We start from the raw sequence: 21640 nt of genomic DNA, 5'->3' as shown, positions 1-21640 counted from the left end.
TGGCGCGCTCTTAAGGCAGCCCCGCGATCATTCCTTCACGGCGCCGGTCATCGCGGACACATAATGCTCCACGAAGAAGGCGTAAAGGATGACGAGCGGCAGCGAGCCGGCCAGGGCTCCCGCCATCAGCGAACCCCAGCGGTAGATGTCACCGTCCACGAACTCGTTGACGATCGCGACCGGCACCGTCTTGTTGCTGGTCGACTGCAGGAACGTCAACGCGTAGATGAACTCGTTCCAGCACAGCGTGAAGCAGAAGATGAAGGCCGATATCAGGCCGGGGATGGCGAGCGGCAGGACGATCTTGATCAGGATCTGCCAGCGGCTCGCCCCGTCGATCAGCGCGCATTCCTCGAGCTCGAACGGGATGGTCTTGAAATAGCCCATCAAGAGCCAGGTCGAGAACGGGATCAGGATGGTCGGATAGGTCAGGATCAGCGCCAGCGGCGAGTCGAACAGGCCGTACTGGAATACGACGGTGGCCAGCGGGATGAACAGGATCGACGGCGGCACCAGATAGGCGAGGAAGATCAGCCCGCCGACGAGATTGGCACCCTTGTAGCGCAGGCGGACGATGGCGTAGGCCGCGAGCACCGATGCGATGATCGAGAGAATCGTGGCGCAGATCGCCACGTACATCGTGTTCCAGAGCCAGTGCGGATAGTAGCTCTCGAACAACAGCTTGTGGAAATGCTTGAAGGTCGGATTCCAGGTCCAGAACGGGTTGAACCTGTCGAGATCGAGCAGCTGATCGTCGGGCTTCACCGAGGTCAGCGCCATCCAGTAGAACGGAAACAACAGCACCACGACGATGATCGTGAGCGGCAGGTACAGCGTCACCATGCGGCGCGGCACCGACTGCAGATAGCTCATGCCCTCGCTGTTATCGACGCGCGCCGACGTCGCCAGGACGGTCTTGAGATCCACTTTCGAGGCAGGAAGATCAGTCATTGTTCTCTCCCTGTTGCCAGTTGCGGCAGCGCGCGAGGGGCTTGCCGCGTTCGCGCAAAAAATACGGGCACAATGCGGAGATCAGTCATTGTTCTCCCCCTGCTGCCACTTGCGACGCTGCAGGCCGAACCATGACACCATGATCGCAGCGAGCAGGAACGGAATCATGGCGCTGGAGATCGCCGCGCCCTCGCCGAGCTGTCCGGCGATGATCGCGCGCTGGTAGGACAACGTCGCCATCAGATGGGTGGCGTTGACGGGGCCGCCGCGGGTCATCGCCCAGATCAGCTGGAAGTCGGTGAAGGTGAACAGCACCGAGAAGGTCATCACGACGGCGATGATCGGCGTCAGCAGCGGATAGGTGATGAATCGGAAATTCTGCCAGCGCGTGGCGCCGTCGAGCGTTGCGGCCTCGTAGAGCGACGGCGATACCGTCTGCAGGCCTGCGAGCAGCGTGATCGCCACGAACGGAACGCCGCGCCAGATATTGGCGAAGATCACGCAAATGCGCGCCCAGGTCGTGTCGCCGAGGAAATTGATGTTTTGATCGATCAGACCAAGATGCCTCAGCGACCAGGAGATGATCGAGAATTGCGAGTCGAAGATCCACCAGAATGCCAATGCCGAAAGCACCGTCGGCACGATGAAGGGAATCAGCACCATCGCGCGCAGCATCGCCTTGAACGGCATGTTCTCGTTCAGCAGCAGCGCGAGATAGAGCCCGATCGCGAATTTCAGGGCGCTGGCGACGAAGGTGTAGAGCAGCGTGTTGAACACCGACAGCCAGAAGATGGAATCGTCCCACAGCCATTCATAGTTTTCGGTGGCGACGAAGTGACCGACCCTGCCGATGCGGGTGTCGGTGAAGGACAGCCAGATGCCAAGCCCCAGCGGATAGGCCAGGAAGAAGATCAGGAAGGCCATGGCCGGCACCATGAACCAGAAGCCGAGCCAGTTGCGGTTGTGTTTGAGCTGGGTCCAGGCGCTGTCCTCGCTCATCTGAGGCTTGGCCCGGGGAATTGCGACATCAGTCATGCCCGATATCCCTGATCGAAATGTTGACGAGCGGGCGGCACGACTGCCGCCCGCTCCGTGATCTTCAGCGATAGATGCGCTTCAGCTGGCGCTCGGCTTCCGCCATCGCGCCCTTCGCATCCTTGGTGCCGGTGCAGTAATTGGCGAACATATCGACGACGATGAAGTCGGCGATTGCCGTTGCCGCCTTTTCGCCGACCGTGCCGATACCGGACGCCGGCAGCGTGCGCTTGGACGCCTGCGAGAACACCTCGTTCTTGGGATCGGCCTTCCAGATCGGTGCCGATTCATAGCCGTTCAGGGTCTGCGTCAGATAGCCCTGCGCGCCATCCAGCCACTTCTCGTAGTTCTCCTTCTCCAGCATGAAGGCGACGAAGGCCTTCGCCGCGTTCGGATATTTGGTGAAGTTGAACGCGAGGATCGGCAGCGCAAGCTGCAGCTCGGTCGGCTTGCCGACCGGTCCGACCGGCCAGAGCGCGTGATAGGTGTCCTCGGCGAGCTCCTTCTTGCTCGCATCGGTCTTGGCGGCGACGTAGATCGAGATGCCGTTCGCCGTGCAATAGAGCTCGCCGGCGAGGAACGCCTTGTTGTTGGAGGAATCGTTCCAGGACGCCGTGCCGGGAATGAAGCTGTCGTACAGCGCCTTGCAATATTCCAGCGCCTTCGCCGTCTCCGGCGAATTGATGATGATCTTGTCGTTCTGGTCGACCGTGTAGGCGCCGTGCCCCCACAGCACCCAATGCAGCCACGAATTGCCGTCGCCCGAGGCATGGCCGAGAGCGAAGCCGGCCGGCGTGTTGTTCTTCTTCAGTGCCTTGCACATCTCGAGGAAGCCGGGGAAGTCCTTCGGGAATTCTTTGAAGCCCGCCTTCTCGAGCGCCGACTTGCGGTACGTCATGTAACCGCCGTTGGTTGCGACGGGAATGCCGAGCCAGTCGTTGCCCTGCTTGCAGGTCTTGGCCGCCGCATCGGTCCAGCCGCCGTACTTCTTGCCGAGGTAGTCGGCGACGTCGTTCATCTTCAGCACTTTGGTCGGGAACAGCTGCGGCAGCGTGTGCAAGCCCCAGGCAAGATCGAGCCCCGAGCCGGTATTGGCCGCAACCGAGGCCTTCGGCTGCACGTCCTCGAACGACTCGCTGAACACGTTCATCTCGGTGCCGGTCGCGGCCTTGAAGGCCGCCACCATCGCGTTGAACGCATCGTCCTCAGCCGGCACGAAGCGCTTCCAGCGCATCACGGTCAGCTTTGCACCGGGCTCCGCCTTCCAGGGCGAGCTCTGCGCCCAGGCCTTTGCGAACTCGAAGAGTGCCGGCCCGGTGAGCATGCCGGTTGCAGCCAGTGCCGTTCCGCCCTGAAGCAGAGTCCGGCGGGTAAAGTCTTGCATGTCGTCCTCCCTGTGATGCTTTTTTATTGTCTTAAGTAAAACTCACGCTACGCGTTCAGGCGTTTTCCCGTCGCCTCGTCGAACAAGTGCACCAGTGACGGGTCGGGCTTCAGCCGGATCTTGTCACCCGGATTGAACTGGTGACGCTCGCGGAACACCGCGACGACCTGCTCGCCGCCGATCTTGGCGAACACCTGCGTTTCCGAGCCGGTCGGCTCGACCACGATGATCTCGGCTTCGGCGCCGTCGTCGGCGATGGTGAAATGCTCGGGCCGCACGCCGTAGACCGCGGGACGGCCGTCGGACGCCGCGGGCGCGGTCTTGAGCGGCAGCTTGACGCCGTTCGGCCCCTCGAAGGTCGCAACGCCGTTGGTGCGCACATGTCCCTTCAGGAAGTTCATCGCGGGCGAGCCGATGAAGCCGGCGACGAATTGGTTGTCGGGCCTGTCGTACAGCTCGAGCGGCGTGCCCATCTGCTCGACGATGCCGTCATGCATCACGACGATCTTGTCGGCCATGGTCATGGCTTCGATCTGATCGTGGGTGACGTAGACGGTCGTCGTCTTCAGCCGCTGGTGCAGCTCCTTGATCTCGGTGCGCATGGCGACGCGCAGCTTGGCGTCGAGGTTGGACAAGGGTTCGTCGAACAGGAAGACCTGGGGGTCGCGCACGATGGCGCGGCCCATCGCGACACGCTGGCGCTGACCGCCCGAGAGCTGGCGCGGATAGCGATCGAGCAGCGGCGTCAGTGCGAGAATTTCGGCAGCCCGCTTGACGCGCTTGTTGATCTCGTCGGAGCCGGCATTCCGCAGCTTCAGCGAGAAGCCCATGTTGTCGGCAACGGTCATGTGCGGATAGAGCGCGTAGTTCTGGAAGACCATGGCAATGTCCCGCTCCTTGGGCTGGACATTGTTGACGACGCGGTCGCCGATCGAGATCGTGCCGGAGGTGATGTTCTCGAGACCCGCGAGCATGCGCAGGAGCGTCGACTTGCCGCAGCCGGAGGGGCCGACCAGAACGACGAATTGGCCATCCTCGATCGGTACAGTCACGCCGTGCAGGACTTCAAAATTGCCGAACGATTTCCGCACGTCGCGGATTTGCACAGACGACATCTAGCTCCCTCCTCGAAAGTCCACGGCGCCTCTCGCGCCGCGACCGTCTTGTTTTTTCAGACTTCGCCAAACGAAGCCCGACCGTAGCGGGCAACATTGTCGGCAGTTTGTGCGGTTTTGGCAATTTGTCTTTGGTTAGTCGTTGCTGGTAGCGCTGTCAACGTTCCTTTGTTTGCGGGACTGACTGTGTTAAGAGCAGCAAATGGTTCGAAAACGCACCAAGTCAGGCAAAATCCGGCTGGCGGAAGTCGCCGAGCTTGCCGGCGTCAGCCCGATTACGGCGTCCCGTTTCTTTCGTAATCCGGAAGCCCTGTCGGTCGCCAAGCGGACGCGGGTCGAGAGCGCGGCCAAGGAGCTTGGCTATGTGCCGAACCTTGCGGCGCGCGCGCTGGCCTCGCAACGCACCGAGGTCATCGGTGTCTTGATTCCCTCACTCACCAACAACGTGTTCTCGGACGTGCTGCGCGGCATCTACGACGCGTCCGAAGGCAGCCGTTACTCGATCCAATTGTCCAACACGCGCTACAGTATCCTCCAGGAGGAGAAGCTGCTGCGCCTGTTTCTCGCGCAGAAGCCGGCCGGGCTGATCGTCACCGGCATCGACCAGACCGCGGAATCGCGTGCGATGCTGGATGCCGCCGATTGCCCGATCGTGCAGATCATGGAGATCGGCCCCGATCCGGTCGACATGATGATCGGCTTTTCACACTATGATGCAGCCCGCGCAGCGGTTGCGCACCTGTTCGAACAGGGCCGCCGCAAGATCGGCTTCGTCGGTGCGCGCATGGATCCGCGGGTGCAGCGACGACTGGACGGATACGTCTCGGCCATGAAGGACGCGGCCTTGTTCGAGCAGCGACTCGTCGTCACCACCGCGACGCCGACCTCGGTGACGCTCGGCGGCGCCCTGTTCACCGATCTGCTGGCGCGGGAGCCCGACCTCGACGCGGTGTTCTGCGCCAATGACGACCTCGCGCTCGGCGTGCTGTTCGAATGCCGCCGCCGCGAGATCACGGTCCCCGACCAGATCGCGATCGTCGGCTTCAACGATCTCGAATTCATGGCCTCCGCGGTGCCCACCCTCACCAGCGTGCGCACCAACCGCTACGAGATGGGCAACACGGCCGCCACCATGCTGATCGAGGCGATCGACGGACGGCGTCCGGAGCAGCCGGTGCTCGATCTCGGCTTCAAGGTGATCGAGCGGCAAAGCTCGGCGTCGCGCCATTCGGACAGCAGGCCAGCCGGCTCGGGCGCGGGTGCGGCGAACAAAATGGTAGCGTTACCAAGTAGCCATGACTAGTATCGGAATTGTGAGGAAACGACCCGCCAGCGGGCCAGCGATCCATCATTCGCGCCGTTGGGCATCGCACAAGCCGACAGCCCAAGGACGGAAGCCAGTGCGTTTGCATTGCAGGAGAAACCAATGACAAAAAAGCCAACCAATGGGCATACCCCCGCCGGCAACGGCTCTCGCCGCCACCTTCGCTCGCAGGAATGGTTCAACAACCCGCATAATCCGGGCATGACCGCGCTTTATATGGAGCGCTACCTCAACTACGGCCTCACCCGCGCCGAGCTGCAGTCCGGCAAGCCGATCATCGGCATTGCCCAGACCGGCAACGACCTCTCTCCCTGCAACCGTCACCATCTCGAGCTGGCCCACCGCGTCCGCGAAGGCATCCGCGAGGCCGGCGGCATTGCGATGGAATTCCCGACCCATCCGATCCAGGAGACCGGCAAACGCCCGACCGCGGCGCTCGACCGCAACCTCGCCTATCTCGGCCTGGTCGAGATCCTCTACGGCTATCCGCTGGACGGCGTCGTGCTCACCACCGGCTGCGACAAGACCACGCCCGCCTGCATGATGGCGGCGGCAACCGTGAACCTGCCCGCGATCGTGCTGTCGGGCGGGCCGATGCTGAACGGCTGGCACAATGGCGAGCGCACCGGCTCCGGCACCATCGTCTGGAAGTCGCGCGAGCGGCTCGCCGCGGGCGAGATCGACTATGAAGAGTTCATGGAGATCGTGGCCTCCTCCGCGCCCTCGGTCGGCCATTGCAACACCATGGGCACGGCGTCGACCATGAACGGCCTCGCCGAAGCGCTCGGCTTCTCGCTGCCGGGCTGCGCGGCGATCCCCGCCCCCTATCGCGAGCGCGGCCAGATCGCCTACGAGACGGGAAAACGCATCGTCGAGATGGTCTGGGAAGACCTCAAGCCTTCGGACATCCTGACACGCAAGGCGTTCGAGAACTGCATCGTGATCAATTCGGCGATCGGCGGCTCGACCAACGCGCCGATCCACATCAACGCGCTGGCCCGCCACATCGGCGTCGAGCTCACGATCGAGGACTGGCAGAAAGTCGGCCACGACGTGCCGCTGCTGGTCAACATGCAGCCGGCGGGCTTCTATCTCGGCGAGGAATTCCACCGCGCCGGCGGCGTGCCCGCCGTGGTGCGCGAATTGATGAAGCACAAGCGCATCCACGAGGACGCCGTCACCGTCAACGGCCGCGGCATCGGCGAGAACTGCAAGGATGCGCCAAAACCCGACAACGACGTGATCTGGACCTATGACAAGCCGCTGGTGAAGGACGCCGGCTTCCTGGTGCTGAAGGGCAATCTGTTCGATTCCGCGATCATGAAGACCTCCGTGATCTCCAAGGAGTTCCGCGACCGCTATCTCAGCAACCCCAAGGACCTCAACGCCTTCGAAGGCCGCGCCGTCGTGTTCGAGGGGCCTGAGGATTATCACGAGCGGATCGACGATCCCGCGCTCGAGATCGACGAGCGCTGCGTGCTGTTCATCCGCGGCACCGGCCCGATCGGCTACCCCGGCGGCGCCGAGGTCGTGAACATGCAGCCGCCGGCGGCCCTGATCAAACGCGGCATCCTGTCCCTGCCCTGCATCGGCGACGGCCGCCAGTCCGGCACCTCGGGCTCGCCCTCGATCCTGAACGCCTCGCCGGAAGCCGCGGCCAATGGCGGCCTTGCGATCCTCAGGACCGGCGACAAGGTGCGCATCGACCTCAACAAGGGCAGCGCCAACATCCTGATCTCGGACGACGAAGTGAAGAAGCGCCACGCCGAACTGATGGCCGATGGCGGCTTCAAGCATCCGGCGAACCAGACGCCGTGGCAGGAGATCTATCGCAACACCGTCGGCCAGCAATCGACCGGCGCCTGCATGGAGCTCGCCACGCGCTACCAGAACGTCGCCGGCACGTTCGGCGTGGCGCGGGATAATCACTGAAGACGTCTGTCATTCCGGGGCGCGACGCAGTCGCGAGCCCGGAATCGATCGAACCTCACAACACGCTGCACAATGCATTCCGGGCTCGCGCCAAGAGGCGCGCCCCGGAATGACGAACCCACAAGGAGAAGAACAACATGGCAAACCGCCTCAAGGGCAAACGCGCCGTCGTCACGGCTGCAGCGGCCGGCATCGGCCGCGCCTGCGCCATCGCATTCGCGCGTGAAGGCGCAACCGTCATCGCCACCGACATCAACGAGGCCGGCATCGCTGGCCTCACCAAGGAAGGCATCGCCGAGGTCGCAAAGCTCGACGTTCGCAACACCGCCGACGTCAACGCCTTTGCCACGCGCGTCGGCAAGATCGACATCCTGCTCAACGCGGCCGGCTTCGTGCATCACGGCACCATCCTGGAATGCTCGGAGGAAGACTTCGATTTCTCGTTCGACCTCAACGTCAAGTCGATGCACCGGACCATCAGGGCATTCCTGCCCGACATGATCGCGGGCGGAGGCGGCAGCATCGTCAACATCTCGTCCTGCGCGGCTCTGCGGCCGCCGGCGAACCGCTACGTCTACTCCTCGTCGAAGGCAGCGGTGTCGCTGCTGTCGCGTGCCGTCGCGCTCGACTTCATCACCAAGGGCATCCGCTGCAACTCGATCTGCCCCGGCACCGTCGAGACGCCCTCGATGCTGGACCGCGCCGCCGCGCAGGGACCGCAGGGCAAGGAGATGTTCATCTCCCGCCAGAAGATGGGCCGGCTCGGCACCGCCGACGAGATCGCCTCCATGGCGGTCTATCTCGGCAGCGACGAAAGCGCCTTCACCACCGGCGTCGACCTCGTCGTCGACGGCGGCTACATGCTCTGACGGCGCAGGGATCAGCCTCATGAACAAGATCGATCTCAACGGCCGCATCGCTGTCGTCACCGGCGGCGCGCAGGGCTTTGGCCGCGCCATCACCGAGCGCTTCGTCGCCTCCGGTGCCAAGGTCGCGATCTGGGATTTCGATGCGGCGCTGGCCGAGAAAACCGCGAAACAGATCGGCGATAGCGTCCGCGTGTTCAAGGTCGACGTCACCGACACCGTCGGTGTCGAGCAGGCGCGCGACGCGACGCTTGCCGCCTTCGGCAAGATCGACATCCTCGTCAACAATGCCGGCATCGCCGGTGTCAACAAGCCGGTCTGGGAGACCGATCTCGAGGAATGGCGCAAGGTGCTGCGCATCAACCTCGACGGTCCCTTCATCGTCTGCAAGGCGATCGTGCCCGCGATGCTCAAGCAGAAGTACGGACGCATCGTCAACATCGCCTCCATCGCCGGAAAGGAAGGCAATCCGAACGCCTCGCACTATTCGGCGTCCAAGGCCGGCCTGATCGCGCTGACGAAGTCGCTCGGCAAGGAGCTCGCGGCGCACGACATTCTCGTCAACGCGGTGACCCCGGCGGCCGCCAAGACCGCGATCTTCGACCAGATGACGCAGCAGCATATCGACTTCATGTTGTCGAAGATCCCGAAGGCGCGTTTCGTGCTGGTCGAGGAGCTGGCCGCGATGGTGAGCTGGCTGGCATCCGAGGATTGCGCATTCTCGACCGGCGCCGTGTTCGATATCTCGGGCGGGCGCGCAACCTATTGAGGACAGCATGATCCACGAGGGCGGATGCCTGTGCGGCGCGGTGCGGTTCAAGGCCGAGGGCGAGCCGCTCAACGTTCGCGTCTGCCATTGCCGCACCTGCCAGAAGGCGATGGGCTCGCCCTTCTTCGCCCGCGCACAGTTCGACCAGCGCGCGCTGACCGTCGAGGGCGAGACCGAGCGCTACGCGTCCTCGGAGAACATCGATCGCGTGTTCTGCAAGCGCTGCGGCACGCGGCTGTTCGCCTGGCGGCGCAACGGCACGCTCGCGGGCGCCGCGCTTGCGACATTCGACGACCGCAATGCCTTTGCGCCGACGGAGCACATCTGGGTGTCGGAAAAGCTCGCATGGCTGAAGCTCGACGACGGCCTGACCCAATATCAGACGACGATCCCGGCGTGACGTCAGGCAACGGTCGGCCGTTGCGCGGCATTATTCGCGGGTCATCTGCAGCGTGGCATTTCGGAACCGGCGCCCCTATCTTGAGCCTAAGCGTTGCTGCACCGCCGGTTGGCTGGGACGGCTGCAAGGCCGCAAGCAAACCGGGATCAACGAGCCGTGAACATTTCCATTTATGACTTCTCGGTCTGGGTGCTGCCGCTGGTGCTCGCCATTACCTTCCATGAGGCGGCGCATGCCTTCGTCGCGGACCGGCTCGGGGACAACACGGCCGCGCAGCTCGGCCGTGTCAGCTTCAATCCGATCAGGCACATCGACCCCTTCGGCACGCTGATCCTGCCGGCGATGCTGCTGTTCGCGCATTCGCCGTTCCTGTTCGGCTATGCCAAGCCGGTGCCGGTCAACTTCCGCAAGCTGAACAACCCCAGGCTCGACATGGTCTGGGTGGCGCTGGCCGGGCCCGTCACCAACATCCTGCTGGCGCTGGCCGCCGCCCTCGCCTTCCATGCCCTGCCCCTGGTGCCGGCGAGCTCGGCGAAATGGGTGGCCGACAACCTCAAGAATGCCCTCATCATCAACGCGATCCTGGCCGTCTTCAACATGATGCCGATCCCGCCGCTCGACGGCGGGCGCGTGGCGGTCGGGCTATTGCCGCGGCCGCTCGCCTTGCCGCTGGCCCGGCTCGAGCCGTTCGGGATGCTGATCCTGATCGGCCTCCTGATCCTGCTACCGCTCGCGGGCTCGCAGTTCGGTCTAAATCTTGATGTTATTTCAGCAATACTGCGGACGTTGACCGGTTATGTGATTCAGGCTGTTCTCTTCCTGACCGGCAATGCGTAGTTGAACAGCGACATTCGAACACAAGCCGAAGGGCCAGAGGCCGACTTGGTCAAAGCTGCCGATATGCTCATCGCGCGACGCGCCGATACCCGCGCCCGCGCCGATTTCGCCACCTGGAAGATGATGGCCAAGCTCAACGGATCGTCCGCGCTGCCGCCGGAAGCCCAGGAGTTCCTCGCAAGCTACCAGAACCTGCTGGCGCAGATGAGCGAGGGCGAAGCCACCGAGGCCACCATCGGCGCGATCTACAAGGCCTATTATGCGGAGATGGGCGGGGCGGGAACCCCGCCCGACGTCCGCCCACGCGCGGCCGAGCCGGCTGCGGACAATGTTACCGCCTTCCGCCGCCCGGCTCCGGCGCCGAAGAAGTCGGCGTCCTTCGGGGCGGCGGCGTTCGCCGGCCCTCAGAAGCGACCGCTCCCGGTGGCGCTGATCTTCGCGTGCCTGGTCGTGGTCTATGTCGGAATCCGGCTCTACTGGCGCTGAGCGGTCTTCTTCTTTTTCGCGTCCGGCGGCGTGAAGATGATATCGACGGTGCGCTCGAACCGGTCCTCGGTCAGGCCGGCAGGCGGCTGCGGGATGGGATCAGACTTGCGGACGATCGAGACCGCGGCCGCGTCATAGGCTGCATCCCCGGACGATTCCACGACATCCACCGACAGCACGTTGCCCTTGCGATTGATCGCGAAGCTCACCTTGACCTTCTGGTTGCTCGGTTGCTTGCCCTCCGGATTGACCTTGTGAGTCGCAAGGTGCGCGCTGATCTTGCGGTTCCAGTCGGCCGTGATCTTCAGGATGTCCTTGCCGAGCCCGATGACGGGCGCCAGCGCCTTCTCGGCCTCGCGCGCATCCTCGTCGAGCGTCTGCCGTGCCGTCGCCACCGATTTCGGCGACGCTTCGGCGGCCGGCGTTTCGACTGCCTGAATCTTCGGATCCTCTTCCGTCGGCTTCTTCGCGTTGTTCTCGGTCACGACGCGATCGGGATCCTCGACCTGCTGCGGCTGATCCTTTGGCAGCTCCGTCTCCTTGGTCTCGGCCTTTTGCTCGGGAAGCGCCTGCTGCTCCTGCATCGCTTCGCTGTCGGGCCCGGGCGGCAGGTCGGCTTCGGGCGCCTTGGGCGAGGCCATCTCGACCGCGAACTCCGCGCCGGCGGCCCCGAGACCATCGCCGTCATCATCGGCGCGCAAATGCGCCAGCGCGAGTGCAGCACCACCCAGATGGAGCACCAGCGCCGCTACCGCCGCCAGGATCCAGAGTTTTCGGGATGGTCTGAGTTCGTCTGACATAACGGGTCTTCTTAAGGCTGAGCGGCGCCGGCCGCAGGCGCCCCCGGAGCGCCTTCCAGCGCCACCAGCTTCACCCTGGTATAGCCGCCTGAGCGCAGGAGCTCCATGACGCCCATCAACTCCCCATACGGTACCGACTTGTCGGCACGCAGGAACACGTATTTGTCCTTGCTCATGTCGGACAGGCCGTCGAGGGTCCCGATCAACTCGGCCCGCTGGACCGGATTTTCTCCGATCGCGAGCGTCAGGTCGGGCTTGATGCTGAGATAGGTCGGCTTGTCCGGCTTCTTCTGCGGCGTCGCGCTGGACGTCGGCAGGTCGATCGGCAGATCGACCGTGGAGAGCGGTGCTGCGACCATGAAGATGATCAGCAGAACCAGGATGACGTCGATGAACGGCGTGACGTTGATGTCATGCGTTTCCGAGAAATCGTCGTCGTCATCATTGTCTGCGAGCGAAACGGCCATGGTTCACTCCGCTGCGCGCGAATGCACGCTGCCGTGGCTGCGATCGAGATCGCGCGAGAGCAGCCGTCCTGCCGCGCCCGAGGCGCGGCTGACGAGCTCGAGATAGCCCTTCGTCACGCGCGAGAAGTGGTTGTAGATGATGACCGCGGGGATCGCGGCGACGAGGCCGATCGCGGTGGCGAGCAGCGCCTCGGCGATACCGGGCGCGACGACGGCGAGGTTCGTGGTCTGCGACTTCGAGATGCCGATGAAGCTGTTCATGATGCCCCAGACCGTGCCGAACAGGCCGACGAAGGGCGACGTCGAGCCGATGGTCGCGAGCACGCCCATGCCGATGCGGATGCGCCGCGCCTCTGCGCGCACGATCTCCTGGAAGCTGGAGGCCGCGCGCTCCTTGATGCCGGCATCGCTGGACAGGCCGGCCGACATCCGCGCCTCGCGCAGTGCCGCCGCCAGGAAGGACGGCAGGATGCCCTCCTTGGCGCCGAGCGCCATCTGCGCCTCGGCAAGCGAGCGCGTCTCGGCAACCTTCTTCAAGGCCGAGCGAAGCTTGGTGGAGGCGACCGACAGCTCGATCGACTTGGCGATGAAGACGGTCCAGGTCATCAGCGATGCGAAGGCAAGCCCGATCATCACCGCCTTCACGATGACGTCGGCCGACATGAACATGACCCAGGGCGACAATTCCTTCATCGCCGGCGCGATACCGGATGCCGGCTCGGACTTGGCAGGCGCTGGAGCTGCGACCACGGACGGGGTTGCCGGAGCCGTCGAAGCCGCAGGTGCCGTTGCCGAGGGCGCAGCCGCCGGAGCCGGGCTGGCTACGGGCGGCGGAGCCGCCTGCTGCGCGGCCGCCGTGGGAGGGGTTTGTGTCTGGGCGGAAACGGGAGATGCGAGCCAGGCGGCCGTCAGCATGACGGCTGCGGCAAGGCTTGCTTGGAGGGACATGATCTTCATACTTCGGCCCAGTAGCGAATGAGGTTGTGATAGATACCCGTCAATTTGACCGTTTCGGGATCGTCACGCCCGAGCCGTTCCACCAGCGCCTGAATCGCGGTGTCGAGGTCAAAGATCATGCTCCGGGCTTGATCGTCCCGTATCATGCTCTGAAGCCAGAAGAAAGACGCAACCCGCGTTCCCTTCGTCACCGACGTGACCAGATGCAGGCTGGTCGAAGGATAGAGCACGCAGTCGCCGGCCGGCAATTTGACCTCGTGCGAGCCGTAGGTGTCCTCGATCACAAGTTCGCCACCATCGTACTCTTCCGGTTCGGCGAGGAACAGCGTGACCGACAGGTCTGTGCGGATGCGAAGGCCGGTCAGGCGGTCGCCGCGGATCGCGTTGTCGACATGCAGGCCGAAATGGTGGCCGCTATCGGCCGCATAGCGGTTGAACAGCGGAGGGAAGATCTGCAGCGGGATCGCGGCCGCGATGAAGCGCGGATTCGACGTCAACGCCGAGATGATGCGGTTGCCGAGTTTTCGCGCGACCTCGCTATCAGGCGGCAGTTGCTCGTTGCGTTTGACCATCGCCGATTGCGCGCCGGCGGTCGAACGGCCGTCTTCCCATGCGCTGGCGTCCATGATGCGGCGGAAATCCGCCACATCATCCTTGCTGAGAACGCCAGGCAGGCATGTCAACATGATCAGAACTTCGCCGTCGTCACGAGGTAGAACGCCCGCCCCGGCGCGACCGCAACGAACGGCACGTTGCTGCGATAGAACGAGTCGTAGTAGAGCTTGTTGGTCAGGTTCTGCGCGTAGAACTTCATGGTCCAGTTCTTGTCGATCTTCTTCTCGACGAACGCGTCGAAGCGCCAATAGCTCGGCAGCTCGTTGGTGTTGGCCGCAAACGTGCCGCCATAGACCTTCGAGCGGTACACCGCCTGCCCGCCGAGCTCCCAGCCGTCGTCGAACTTGTACTTGGTCAGCATGCTGAACGACTGGTGAGCCACGTTGGCAAGCTGCAGGCCGAGATTGGAGGCGACGCCGCTCTGCGTGACCTTGGACTGCATCAGCACCAGGCCGCCGAAGATGCTCCAGCGATCGGTGATCTTGCCCTCGGCTTCGATGTCGATGCCCTGGATCCTGTAGGCAGCACCCGACGTCAGCAGGCCGTTGACGGTCTCGCGCGCGTTGTCCTTAGTGGTTTGGAACAGCGCACCGGTCACCAGCAGGTGGCGATCCGCAAGCTCCCATTTGGTGCCGACCTCAATCGCCTTGTTGCGCTCGGGCCCAAGCAAGATGGTCGAGTTGGCGGGAACGCCGCCGTAGTCGGTGCCGGTCGCGTCGAGCTCCGAACCGAACGGATTGGCCGAGGTGGCGTAGGCTGCATAGACGCTGCCGATCGACATCGGCTTGTAGACCAAACCGACGTTGTAGTTCACCAGATCGGAGTTCTGCTTCACATAATTGGTATTGTTCGACGCGCTCTGGCTATAACCGTCGTAGCGAACGCCACCGTTCACGATGATCGTGTCCTGCCAGTTCGCGGTGTCCATCACATACACGCTGCTGGTGTTGACGCCGTAGCGCGTCGGATTTCCGATGAGTGACGGAATGCCGAAGCCGGAGAGATAGGTGTACTGGGGCGCATAGAGATTGACACCCGAGATGGCGCCGGTGCTCGTGAACGGCGAGCCGGACAGCTCCGCCGCGAGGCCGGAGTAACGGTCGATCGAGATGTTCTCGTTCGCATATTCGACGCCGAACACCGCAGTGTGCTTGACCCCGCCCGTGTCGAGCTTGAACGTAGCCTCGTTCTGGTTGGCCCACACGTCCACGGTCTGATAGCGGCTCTGCGCGCTCGCCGTCGTGGTCCAGAGCAGCGGATTGGGGCTGGTCGTAATCGGGTTCTGCGGCAGCGTGCCGATGTAGTTGAGCAGCGAGTGCTCGCCACGCACCTTGCTGGTCAGCGTGATGGCGTCGTTGACCTTGTACTCGACCGTGCCGGTGCCGAAATCCTGCCGCGCCGTCTGGAAGTCGCGGTTGAGGAAGCCGTACCAGTTGCCGCGCGGAATGCCGGCCGAGGTCACCGGCACGTTGCCCTGCTTGTAATAGGGCACGCCGAAATCGGGGTAGCCGCTGAGGTCGGTGTGGACGTAGTTGGTCGTGATCTTGAGGTCGCTGGTCGGGGTGTACTTGGTCGAGATGAAGGTGCCCCAGCGATTGTCGGTCACGTAGTCGCGGCCGGCAACATTGGCGTCCTGGAACAGGCCACCGGTACGCACCGAGAAGGTCGGGTCGATGACCTGGTTGACGTCGAGCGTGACGCGCTTGGTCCGGTCGGTGCCGAACTCGGTGTCCATGCGCTGGAAGTTGCGGTCACCGGCCTGCTTGGTGACGATGTTGATGGCACCGCCGGCGGTGCCGCGGCCGGCGTAGGACGATGCAGGGCCGCGCAGGATTTCGATCTGCTCGGTGAAGAAGTTCTCGCGGATGGAAACGGCGGGATCGCGGATGCCGTCGATGAACACGTCGTTGCGCGCATCGAAGCCGCGAATGAAGAAGCGGTCGCCAAACGCGTTGCCGCCCTCACCCGAGCCAAGCGTCACGCCCGCGGTCGAGCGCCCGATCTCCTTCAGGGTCGTCGCGTTCTTGTCCTCGAGAACTTCCTTGCTGAGCACCGTGATGCTCTTGGGCGTGTTCAGCATCTTCTCGGGAAACTTGCCCGAGGCCTGGACGTGGTCGACCTTGTAGGGAGCGGCAGGATCGGCATAGGGATTGCCGTCGACAGCGCCTGACGGCGTGGTCGGCGCGGCCTGCTGCGCCGCCTGTTCGCGTTGCGCGGCACGACGAATCGCGTTGCGGGCGCGGACCTGCTCCGGCGAGGGCTTCGATGCCGTCGGACGCGGCCGCTCGACGGGAGCGTCGACCGTCACCGGCGGCAGGTTCGACTGCTGCGCCTGCGCGCCGCTCGATACCGACGCCACCGCGATCAAGCTCGCAACCGCTGAAGCCTTCTTGCCAGAAACGCCCGCGAATTTTTCATCCACCAGATCGAATGCTGCGACCGAACGCAACGATTTCGGTGCGACCACCTGCCCCATTACCAAACGCCCCATCTTCCTGTTCGCTCATTCACTTCGACGAACGATGAGTTGTTGGTATCGGCGGCAAAATAGCGGGTCAATGCGAGCAGCTCGCAAGAACCCTTGAATCGATCCAGATCAAAACAATTCTAAACTGCAGTTTGAAACCGTTCTAAACTATGACTGGACTCATTCTAAAAAGCTGCGCCATTTGCCGGCATAAGCGCAGCCTCCTTCACATCATCGATCTCCCGCACGACATCAATCGCTGCTCGGCGGCTTCATCAGCGAAAACAATTCATCGACGGTCTTCTGCGCGACGGCGCGCACGCGATCGGTTGAGTCCATGCCGGCGATGTTGACACCGTTCACGACGGCTTTGATCTCGTCCCGGAAGTCGGTGAGGAAGCGCAAGGGATCGCGCTGCTCGTTGGCCACCCGCGCGATCAATCCCGTGATCAGAATCTGACACGCGATCAGCTTGCCGTTCAATTCATCCATTCTGCGCTCCATAGGTGGCGGCGCCGGATATGGCCGATGCACGAATTGCTGACAACCAAAACGGCTGCCATACGATTTAGAACCATTCTTGCGAGCAGTGCCGAGCGGCGACCCGGCGCGGCGCCATTCGGATCGAGCACACTGTCTGCGGGTGCCGCACAAGACTTGCCCGCCGTTCGAGCCGGCCAAGCAAATGCAGCCCTGCACACCGCCGCGCCAGAGCACTGCCCAGACGGTGCAAAGCTTTCCAATTGTTTAGGATTCTCAACCGATAGTGCTGTTTACACTGGAACTTGGCGTGTATTATACAAACTCGCTGGAACCCTGCGATTGCCCTGTCATTCGTTAGCTGAGGGCATACGAGCCGACACGAGACGACATGAAAAAGTCCCGGCCGATCCTCTGGCTTCTGATCATCGCGGCCGTGGCCTCCGCGGGTTACTATGGTTGGCAGAAATTCGGATCTGGGGCCGGAAAAACCCAGACCGCCCAGAAGGGTCCACCCCGCCCGCCCGCCGTCCCTGTAAGCGTTGCGCCGGTCCAAAAGGTCGACTTCCCGGTCTACTTGACCGGTCTCGGCACGGTTCAGGGCTTCAACACCGTCCAGGTCCGCAGCCGGGTGGATGGCCAGATCGACAAACTCACCTTCAGGGAAGGCCAGATCGTCCAGGAGGGCGAGCTTCTGGTCTCGATCGACCCCCGTCCCTATCAGGCCACGCTCGACCAGGCCAAGGCCAAGAAGGCGCAGGATGAGGCCAGCCTCGCCAACGCCAATCTCGAACTTCAGCGCGCCATGAAGCTCGGCGAATTCGCGACCGCGCAGCGGGTCGACACCCAGCGCTCGACCGTCGCCCAGCTCACCGCCCAGATCGCCGCCGACGAAGCCGCGATCGCCAACGCCCAGACCCAGCTCGACTACACCCAGGTCAAGGCGCCGATCACCGGCGTCGCAGGCCTGCGCCAGGTCGACATCGGCAACATCGTCAACGCCTCGACGCAGACGGGCATCGTCACGATCTCGCAGGTCGAGCCGATTTCCGTGATCTTCACCGCGCCGGAAGACCAGCTTCCCTATATCAGCGAGGGCCAGAAGAGCGGCGCGCTCAAGGTCATCGCTTTCAGCACCGACGGCAAGAAGACACTGGCCGAGGGCAAGCTTGCGGTCATCAACAACCAGGTCGACACGACCAGCGGGACGATCCGGCTCAAGGCGGTGTTCGACAACAAGGACCACGCGCTGTGGCCGGGCCAATCGGTCTCGACGCGGCTTCTCGTGCGGACGCTGAAGGACGCGACCGTGGTTCCGGATGACGCGGTCCAGCATTCCACCAACGGCCTCTATGCCTATACGGTCAATCAGGACAACAAGGCCGAGGTGCACAAGGTCAAGGTCAGCTATGCCATCGACGGCCATTCGGTCATCGAAGAAGGCTTGAGCCCCGGTCAGCAGGTGATTGTCGGCGGTCAGTTCAAGGTCCAGCCCGGGAGCCTCGTCTCGACGGCGGTGGCGAGCTCGGATCCGGCCCAGAGCAAGGTACGACGGGAATGACCGAGGGCGGGATTTCGGCACCTTTCATCCGTTATCCCATCGGCACCTCGCTGCTGATGGCCGGTATTCTCTTCATCGGTCTCGTCGCCTATCCCCTGCTTCCGGTCGCACCGCTGCCGCAGGTCGACTTCCCGACCATCCAGATCACTGCCAATCTGCCGGGCGGCAGCCCCGAGACGATGGCCTCGTCCGTGGCCCAGCCGCTGGAGCGCCAGTTCGCCCAGATCCCCGGCATCGCGCAGATGACCTCGACGAGCTATCTGGGCACCGCGTCGGTCACCATTCAGTTCGACCTCAATCGCAGCATCGACGGTGCCGCCAACGACGTTCAGGCAGCCATCAACGCGGCCTCCGGCCAGTTGCCGAAGAACCTGCCGTCGCCACCGACCTACCGCAAGGTCAATCCGGCGGACTCGCCGATCCTCATCATGTCCGCCACGTCGGACACCCTGCCGCTGACCACCGTGAGCGACTCCGTCGATGCGCAGCTGGCGCAGCAGATCAGCCAGATATCCGGCGTCGCGCAAGTCATCATCGGCGGCCAGCAGAAACCGGCGATCCGTATCCAGATCGATCCCGCCAAGCTCGTCGCCAAGGGCCTGTCGCTGGAGGACGTGCGCAGCCAGATCGCGATCACGACGGTCGATAGCCCCAAGGGCAACATTGACGGGCCCAACCGCGCCTACACGATCTACGCCAACGACCAGCTCACCCATTCCAAGGACTGGAACGACGTCATCATCGCCTACCGCAACGGCGGGCCGCTGCGCATCCGCGACATCGGGCAGGCCGTCACCGGCCCGGAAGATGCCAAGCAGGCGGCCTGGGCGAACGGCAAACGCGGCGTGTTCCTCGTCGTGTTCAAGCAGCCCGGTGCCAACGTCATCGAGACCGTAGACAAGATCAAGGCGGCCCTGCCACGCCTCGTTGCGGCGATCCCGCCGGCGATCAAGATCGAGCTGATGAGCGACCGAACCCAGACGATCCGGGCCGCGGTCGAAGACGTCCAGTTCACCCTGCTCCTGACCATCGTCCTTGTGGTCATGGTCATCTTCATCTTCCTGCGCAGCTTCTGGGCGACGGTCATTCCCACGATTACCGTCCCTCTGGCGCTGCTTGGCGCCTGCTCGCTGATGTGGGTGGCCGGCTATACCCTGGACAACCTCTCCCTGATGGCACTGACGATCGCGGTCGGCTTCGTGGTCGATGACGCCATCGTCATGCTCGAAAACATCTCCCGCTACGTCGAGGAAGGCGAAGCGCCGATGGCCGCCGCCTACAGGGGCGCGAAGGAAATCGGCTTCACGATCGTTTCCATCAGCATTTCGCTGGTCGCGGTGCTGATCCCGCTGCTGCTGATGGGCGGCATCATCGGCCGCCTGTTCCGCGAGTTCGCCGTCGTGCTGGCGATGACCATCTTCGTCTCGATGGTCGTCTCCCTGACGCTGACCCCGATGATGGCCTCGCGCTTCCTGCGCGCCCATGGCGAAGTCAAGCACGGCCGCTTCTATCAGTGGAGCGAAGGCGCCTTTGACGCGATGCTGCGCGGCTATGAGCATGTTCTCGACATCGCCCTGAGCTGGAGGCGCACCACGCTCGCCATCTTCTTTGCGACCCTCGCCCTGTCGGTCTATCTCTTCGTGCTGATCCCCAAGGGCTTCTTCCCGCAGCAGGACAACGGCCTGATCACCTCGACCTCCGAAGCCTCGCAGGACATTTCCTTCGCGGCCATGAAGGAGCGGCAAGAGGCGCTCGCCAAGGTCGTGCAGGCGGATCCAGGCGTCGCCAGCGTCGCCATGGCGATCGGCGGCAGCGGCAGGGCCGGCAACAACGGCGGCCTGTTCATCACGTTGAAACCGCGCAATCAGCGCGACGCTTCGGCGCAGGAGATCATCGCACGCCTCCGTCCCCAGCTCGACAAGGTGCCCGGCGCCCGCCTCTACATGCAGGCGTCGCAGGACGTCCGGCTCGGCGGCCGGCCGACGCGTACGCAGTTCGAATTCACGCTGCAGGACGCCAATCTGGAGGAGCTCAACGAATGGGCGCCCAAGATCCTCGCCAAGATGCAGACGCTGCCGGAGCTGCGCGACGTCGCGACCGACCAGCAGACGCAGGGCACCACCGTCCAGCTCAAGATCAACCGCGACACCGCCTCACGCTACGGCATCCAGCCGCAGCTGATCGACGACACGCTGTATGACGCCTTCGGACAGCGGCAGGTCACGCAGTATTTCACCCAGCTCAACACCTACAAGGTGATCCTGGAGATCCTGCCGGAGATGCAGGGCAATCTCGACAGCCTCAACAAGCTCTATCTCAAATCGCCGCTGACGGGCGATCAGGTCCCGCTGTCGACATTCGCGACCTGGACCACCGATCCGGTCCGCCCGCTCTCGATCAGCCATCAGGGCCAGTTCCCGGCGATCACGATCAGCTTCAACCTCGCGCAAGGCGTCGCGCTCGGCCAGGCAACCGAAGCCGTCCAGAAGGCGATGGCCGATCTCGGCGCGCCGCCGACGCTCAACTCGAGCTTCCAAGGCACCGCGCAGGCGTTCCAGCAATCGCTCGGCACCGTGCCGCTGCTGATCCTCGCCGCGCTCGTCGTCGTCTACCTGATCCTCGGCATTCTCTACGAGAGCTACATCCATCCGATCACGATTCTGTCGACGCTGCCCTCGGCCGGCGTCGGCGCGCTCGCGATCCTGATGGCGGCCGGCTTCGACTTCAGCCTGATTGCGCTGATCGGCATTATCCTTCTGATCGGCATCGTGAAGAAGAACGGCATCATGATGGTCGATTTTGCGATCGCCGCCGAACGCGACGAGCACAAGACGCCGGAGGAATCGATACGCCAGGCCGCGCTGCTGCGCTTTCGCCCGATCATGATGACGACGATGGCCGCCCTGCTTGGCGGCGTGCCTTTGATGCTCGGTCACGGCACCGGCGCCGAGATCCGCCAGCCGCTCGGCTACGCCATGGTCGGCGGCCTCATCGTCAGCCAGGCGCTGACGCTGTTCACGACGCCCGTCGTCTATCTCTATCTCGACAAGCTCAACAATTGGTTCTCCACCTGGGGCCGTTCGGACGACGACGAAGGCGACGAGGCGACCGCGCACGGCACCGTCAAGCAAGCGGCCGAGTAAGCTTGCGCCGCGCCTCCCGCGACGCTACAGCGGGGCCCCCGGTTCACGCCA

General features: G+C 63.6%; 19 protein-coding genes. 9 read left to right on the top strand and 10 right to left on the bottom strand.

Annotated features, from left to right (window positions below; translation table 11 throughout):
* Nucleotides 1-27: 27 nt before the first annotated feature.
* The 4 genes from XH83_RS14085 to XH83_RS14070 form a co-directional block, all read right to left on the bottom strand.
* Nucleotides 28-951 (bottom strand): carbohydrate ABC transporter permease, encoded by a 924-nt coding sequence (locus tag XH83_RS14085; protein ID WP_194407564.1) that lies wholly within the window; start codon nucleotides 949-951, stop codon nucleotides 28-30.
* A gap of 81 nt (nucleotides 952-1032) precedes the next feature.
* Complete coding sequence (locus XH83_RS14080; RefSeq protein WP_018319834.1) at nucleotides 1033-1950, bottom strand: ABC transporter permease subunit; 918 nt, start codon at nucleotides 1948-1950, stop codon at nucleotides 1033-1035.
* A 100-nt stretch (nucleotides 1951-2050) separates the two neighbouring features.
* Nucleotides 2051-3370: an ABC transporter substrate-binding protein gene (locus XH83_RS14075; RefSeq protein ID WP_194407562.1), complete on the bottom strand. Its 1320-nt coding sequence runs from the start codon at nucleotides 3368-3370 to the stop codon at nucleotides 2051-2053.
* A gap of 47 nt (nucleotides 3371-3417) precedes the next feature.
* The gene (locus XH83_RS14070) at nucleotides 3418-4485 is read right to left on the bottom strand and encodes an ABC transporter ATP-binding protein (protein ID WP_194407561.1); all 1068 of its coding nucleotides are present in this window, start codon (nucleotides 4483-4485) and stop codon (nucleotides 3418-3420) included.
* Nucleotides 4486-4687: 202 nt separating this feature from the next.
* On the opposite strand from XH83_RS14070, the gene XH83_RS14065 reads away from it, so the two are divergent.
* The 7 genes from XH83_RS14065 (at nucleotide 4688) to XH83_RS14035 (ending at nucleotide 11099) form a co-directional block, all read left to right on the top strand.
* Complete coding sequence (locus XH83_RS14065; RefSeq protein WP_194407560.1) at nucleotides 4688-5788, top strand: LacI family DNA-binding transcriptional regulator; 1101 nt, start codon at nucleotides 4688-4690, stop codon at nucleotides 5786-5788.
* A 123-nt stretch (nucleotides 5789-5911) separates the two neighbouring features.
* A complete protein-coding gene (locus tag XH83_RS14060) occupies nucleotides 5912-7741 on the top strand; it encodes an IlvD/Edd family dehydratase (protein WP_194407559.1) in 1830 nt (609 codons plus the stop codon).
* Between the two features lie 137 nt (nucleotides 7742-7878).
* Nucleotides 7879-8610 (top strand): SDR family oxidoreductase, encoded by a 732-nt coding sequence (locus XH83_RS14055; RefSeq protein ID WP_194407558.1) that lies wholly within the window; start codon nucleotides 7879-7881, stop codon nucleotides 8608-8610.
* Between the two features lie 19 nt (nucleotides 8611-8629).
* A complete protein-coding gene (locus XH83_RS14050; RefSeq protein ID WP_194407557.1) occupies nucleotides 8630-9376 on the top strand; it encodes an SDR family NAD(P)-dependent oxidoreductase in 747 nt (248 codons plus the stop codon).
* Between the two features lie 7 nt (nucleotides 9377-9383).
* Nucleotides 9384-9776, top strand: coding sequence for a GFA family protein (locus XH83_RS14045; RefSeq protein ID WP_194407556.1), 393 nt, complete (start codon nucleotides 9384-9386; stop codon nucleotides 9774-9776).
* Nucleotides 9777-9932: 156 nt separating this feature from the next.
* Nucleotides 9933-10613, top strand: a complete 681-nt coding sequence (locus XH83_RS14040; protein WP_194408262.1) for a site-2 protease family protein — start codon at nucleotides 9933-9935, stop codon at nucleotides 10611-10613.
* Nucleotides 10614-10676: 63 nt separating this feature from the next.
* Nucleotides 10677-11099: a hypothetical protein gene (locus XH83_RS14035; protein WP_194408261.1), complete on the top strand. Its 423-nt coding sequence runs from the start codon at nucleotides 10677-10679 to the stop codon at nucleotides 11097-11099.
* On the opposite strand, the gene XH83_RS14030 is transcribed toward XH83_RS14035, so the two are convergent.
* The 6 genes from XH83_RS14030 to XH83_RS14005 all read right to left on the bottom strand — a co-directional run bounded on the left by XH83_RS14030 (nucleotide 11087) and on the right by XH83_RS14005 (nucleotide 16897).
* Nucleotides 11087-11899 (bottom strand): energy transducer TonB, encoded by an 813-nt coding sequence (locus tag XH83_RS14030; protein WP_194407555.1) that lies wholly within the window; start codon nucleotides 11897-11899, stop codon nucleotides 11087-11089. The two genes, XH83_RS14035 and XH83_RS14030, sit on opposite strands and share 13 nt — an antisense overlap.
* Nucleotides 11900-11910: 11 nt before the next feature.
* A complete protein-coding gene (gene exbD / locus XH83_RS14025; RefSeq protein WP_194407554.1) occupies nucleotides 11911-12366 on the bottom strand; it encodes a TonB system transport protein ExbD in 456 nt (151 codons plus the stop codon).
* 3 nt (nucleotides 12367-12369) lie between these two features.
* Nucleotides 12370-13323, bottom strand: a complete 954-nt coding sequence (gene exbB / locus XH83_RS14020; RefSeq protein ID WP_194407553.1) for a tonB-system energizer ExbB — start codon at nucleotides 13321-13323, stop codon at nucleotides 12370-12372.
* Nucleotides 13320-14009 carry a Fe2+-dependent dioxygenase gene (locus XH83_RS14015; protein WP_194407552.1) on the bottom strand — a complete coding sequence of 230 codons (690 nt, stop codon included), beginning with the start codon at nucleotides 14007-14009 and terminating at the stop codon, nucleotides 13320-13322. Before XH83_RS14015 ends, exbB begins: the two co-directional genes overlap by 4 nt.
* A gap of 2 nt (nucleotides 14010-14011) precedes the next feature.
* Nucleotides 14012-16414, bottom strand: a complete 2403-nt coding sequence (locus XH83_RS14010; RefSeq protein ID WP_194408260.1) for a TonB-dependent siderophore receptor — start codon at nucleotides 16412-16414, stop codon at nucleotides 14012-14014.
* A 243-nt stretch (nucleotides 16415-16657) separates the two neighbouring features.
* Nucleotides 16658-16897 carry a hypothetical protein gene (locus tag XH83_RS14005; protein WP_027571757.1) on the bottom strand — a complete coding sequence of 80 codons (240 nt, stop codon included), beginning with the start codon at nucleotides 16895-16897 and terminating at the stop codon, nucleotides 16658-16660.
* Nucleotides 16898-17276: 379 nt separating this feature from the next.
* Here XH83_RS14005 and XH83_RS14000 point away from each other — a divergent pair, with 379 nt between their 5' ends.
* Together XH83_RS14000 and XH83_RS13995 are read left to right on the top strand one after the other, a co-directional pair.
* On the top strand, nucleotides 17277-18446 hold the full coding sequence (locus tag XH83_RS14000) for an efflux RND transporter periplasmic adaptor subunit (RefSeq protein WP_194407551.1): 1170 nt from the start codon (nucleotides 17277-17279) through the stop codon (nucleotides 18444-18446).
* Nucleotides 18443-21589, top strand: a complete 3147-nt coding sequence (locus XH83_RS13995) for a multidrug efflux RND transporter permease subunit (RefSeq protein WP_194407550.1) — start codon at nucleotides 18443-18445, stop codon at nucleotides 21587-21589. Before XH83_RS14000 ends, XH83_RS13995 begins: the two co-directional genes overlap by 4 nt.
* Nucleotides 21590-21640 lie beyond the last annotated feature (51 nt).

It is taken from the genome of Bradyrhizobium sp. CCBAU 53351 (assembly GCF_015291745.1).
Taxonomy (GTDB): Bacteria; Pseudomonadota; Alphaproteobacteria; order Rhizobiales; family Xanthobacteraceae; genus Bradyrhizobium.
Note: the sequence above shows the minus strand (reverse complement) of the source record. Positions and strands in the feature narration are given on the sequence as shown.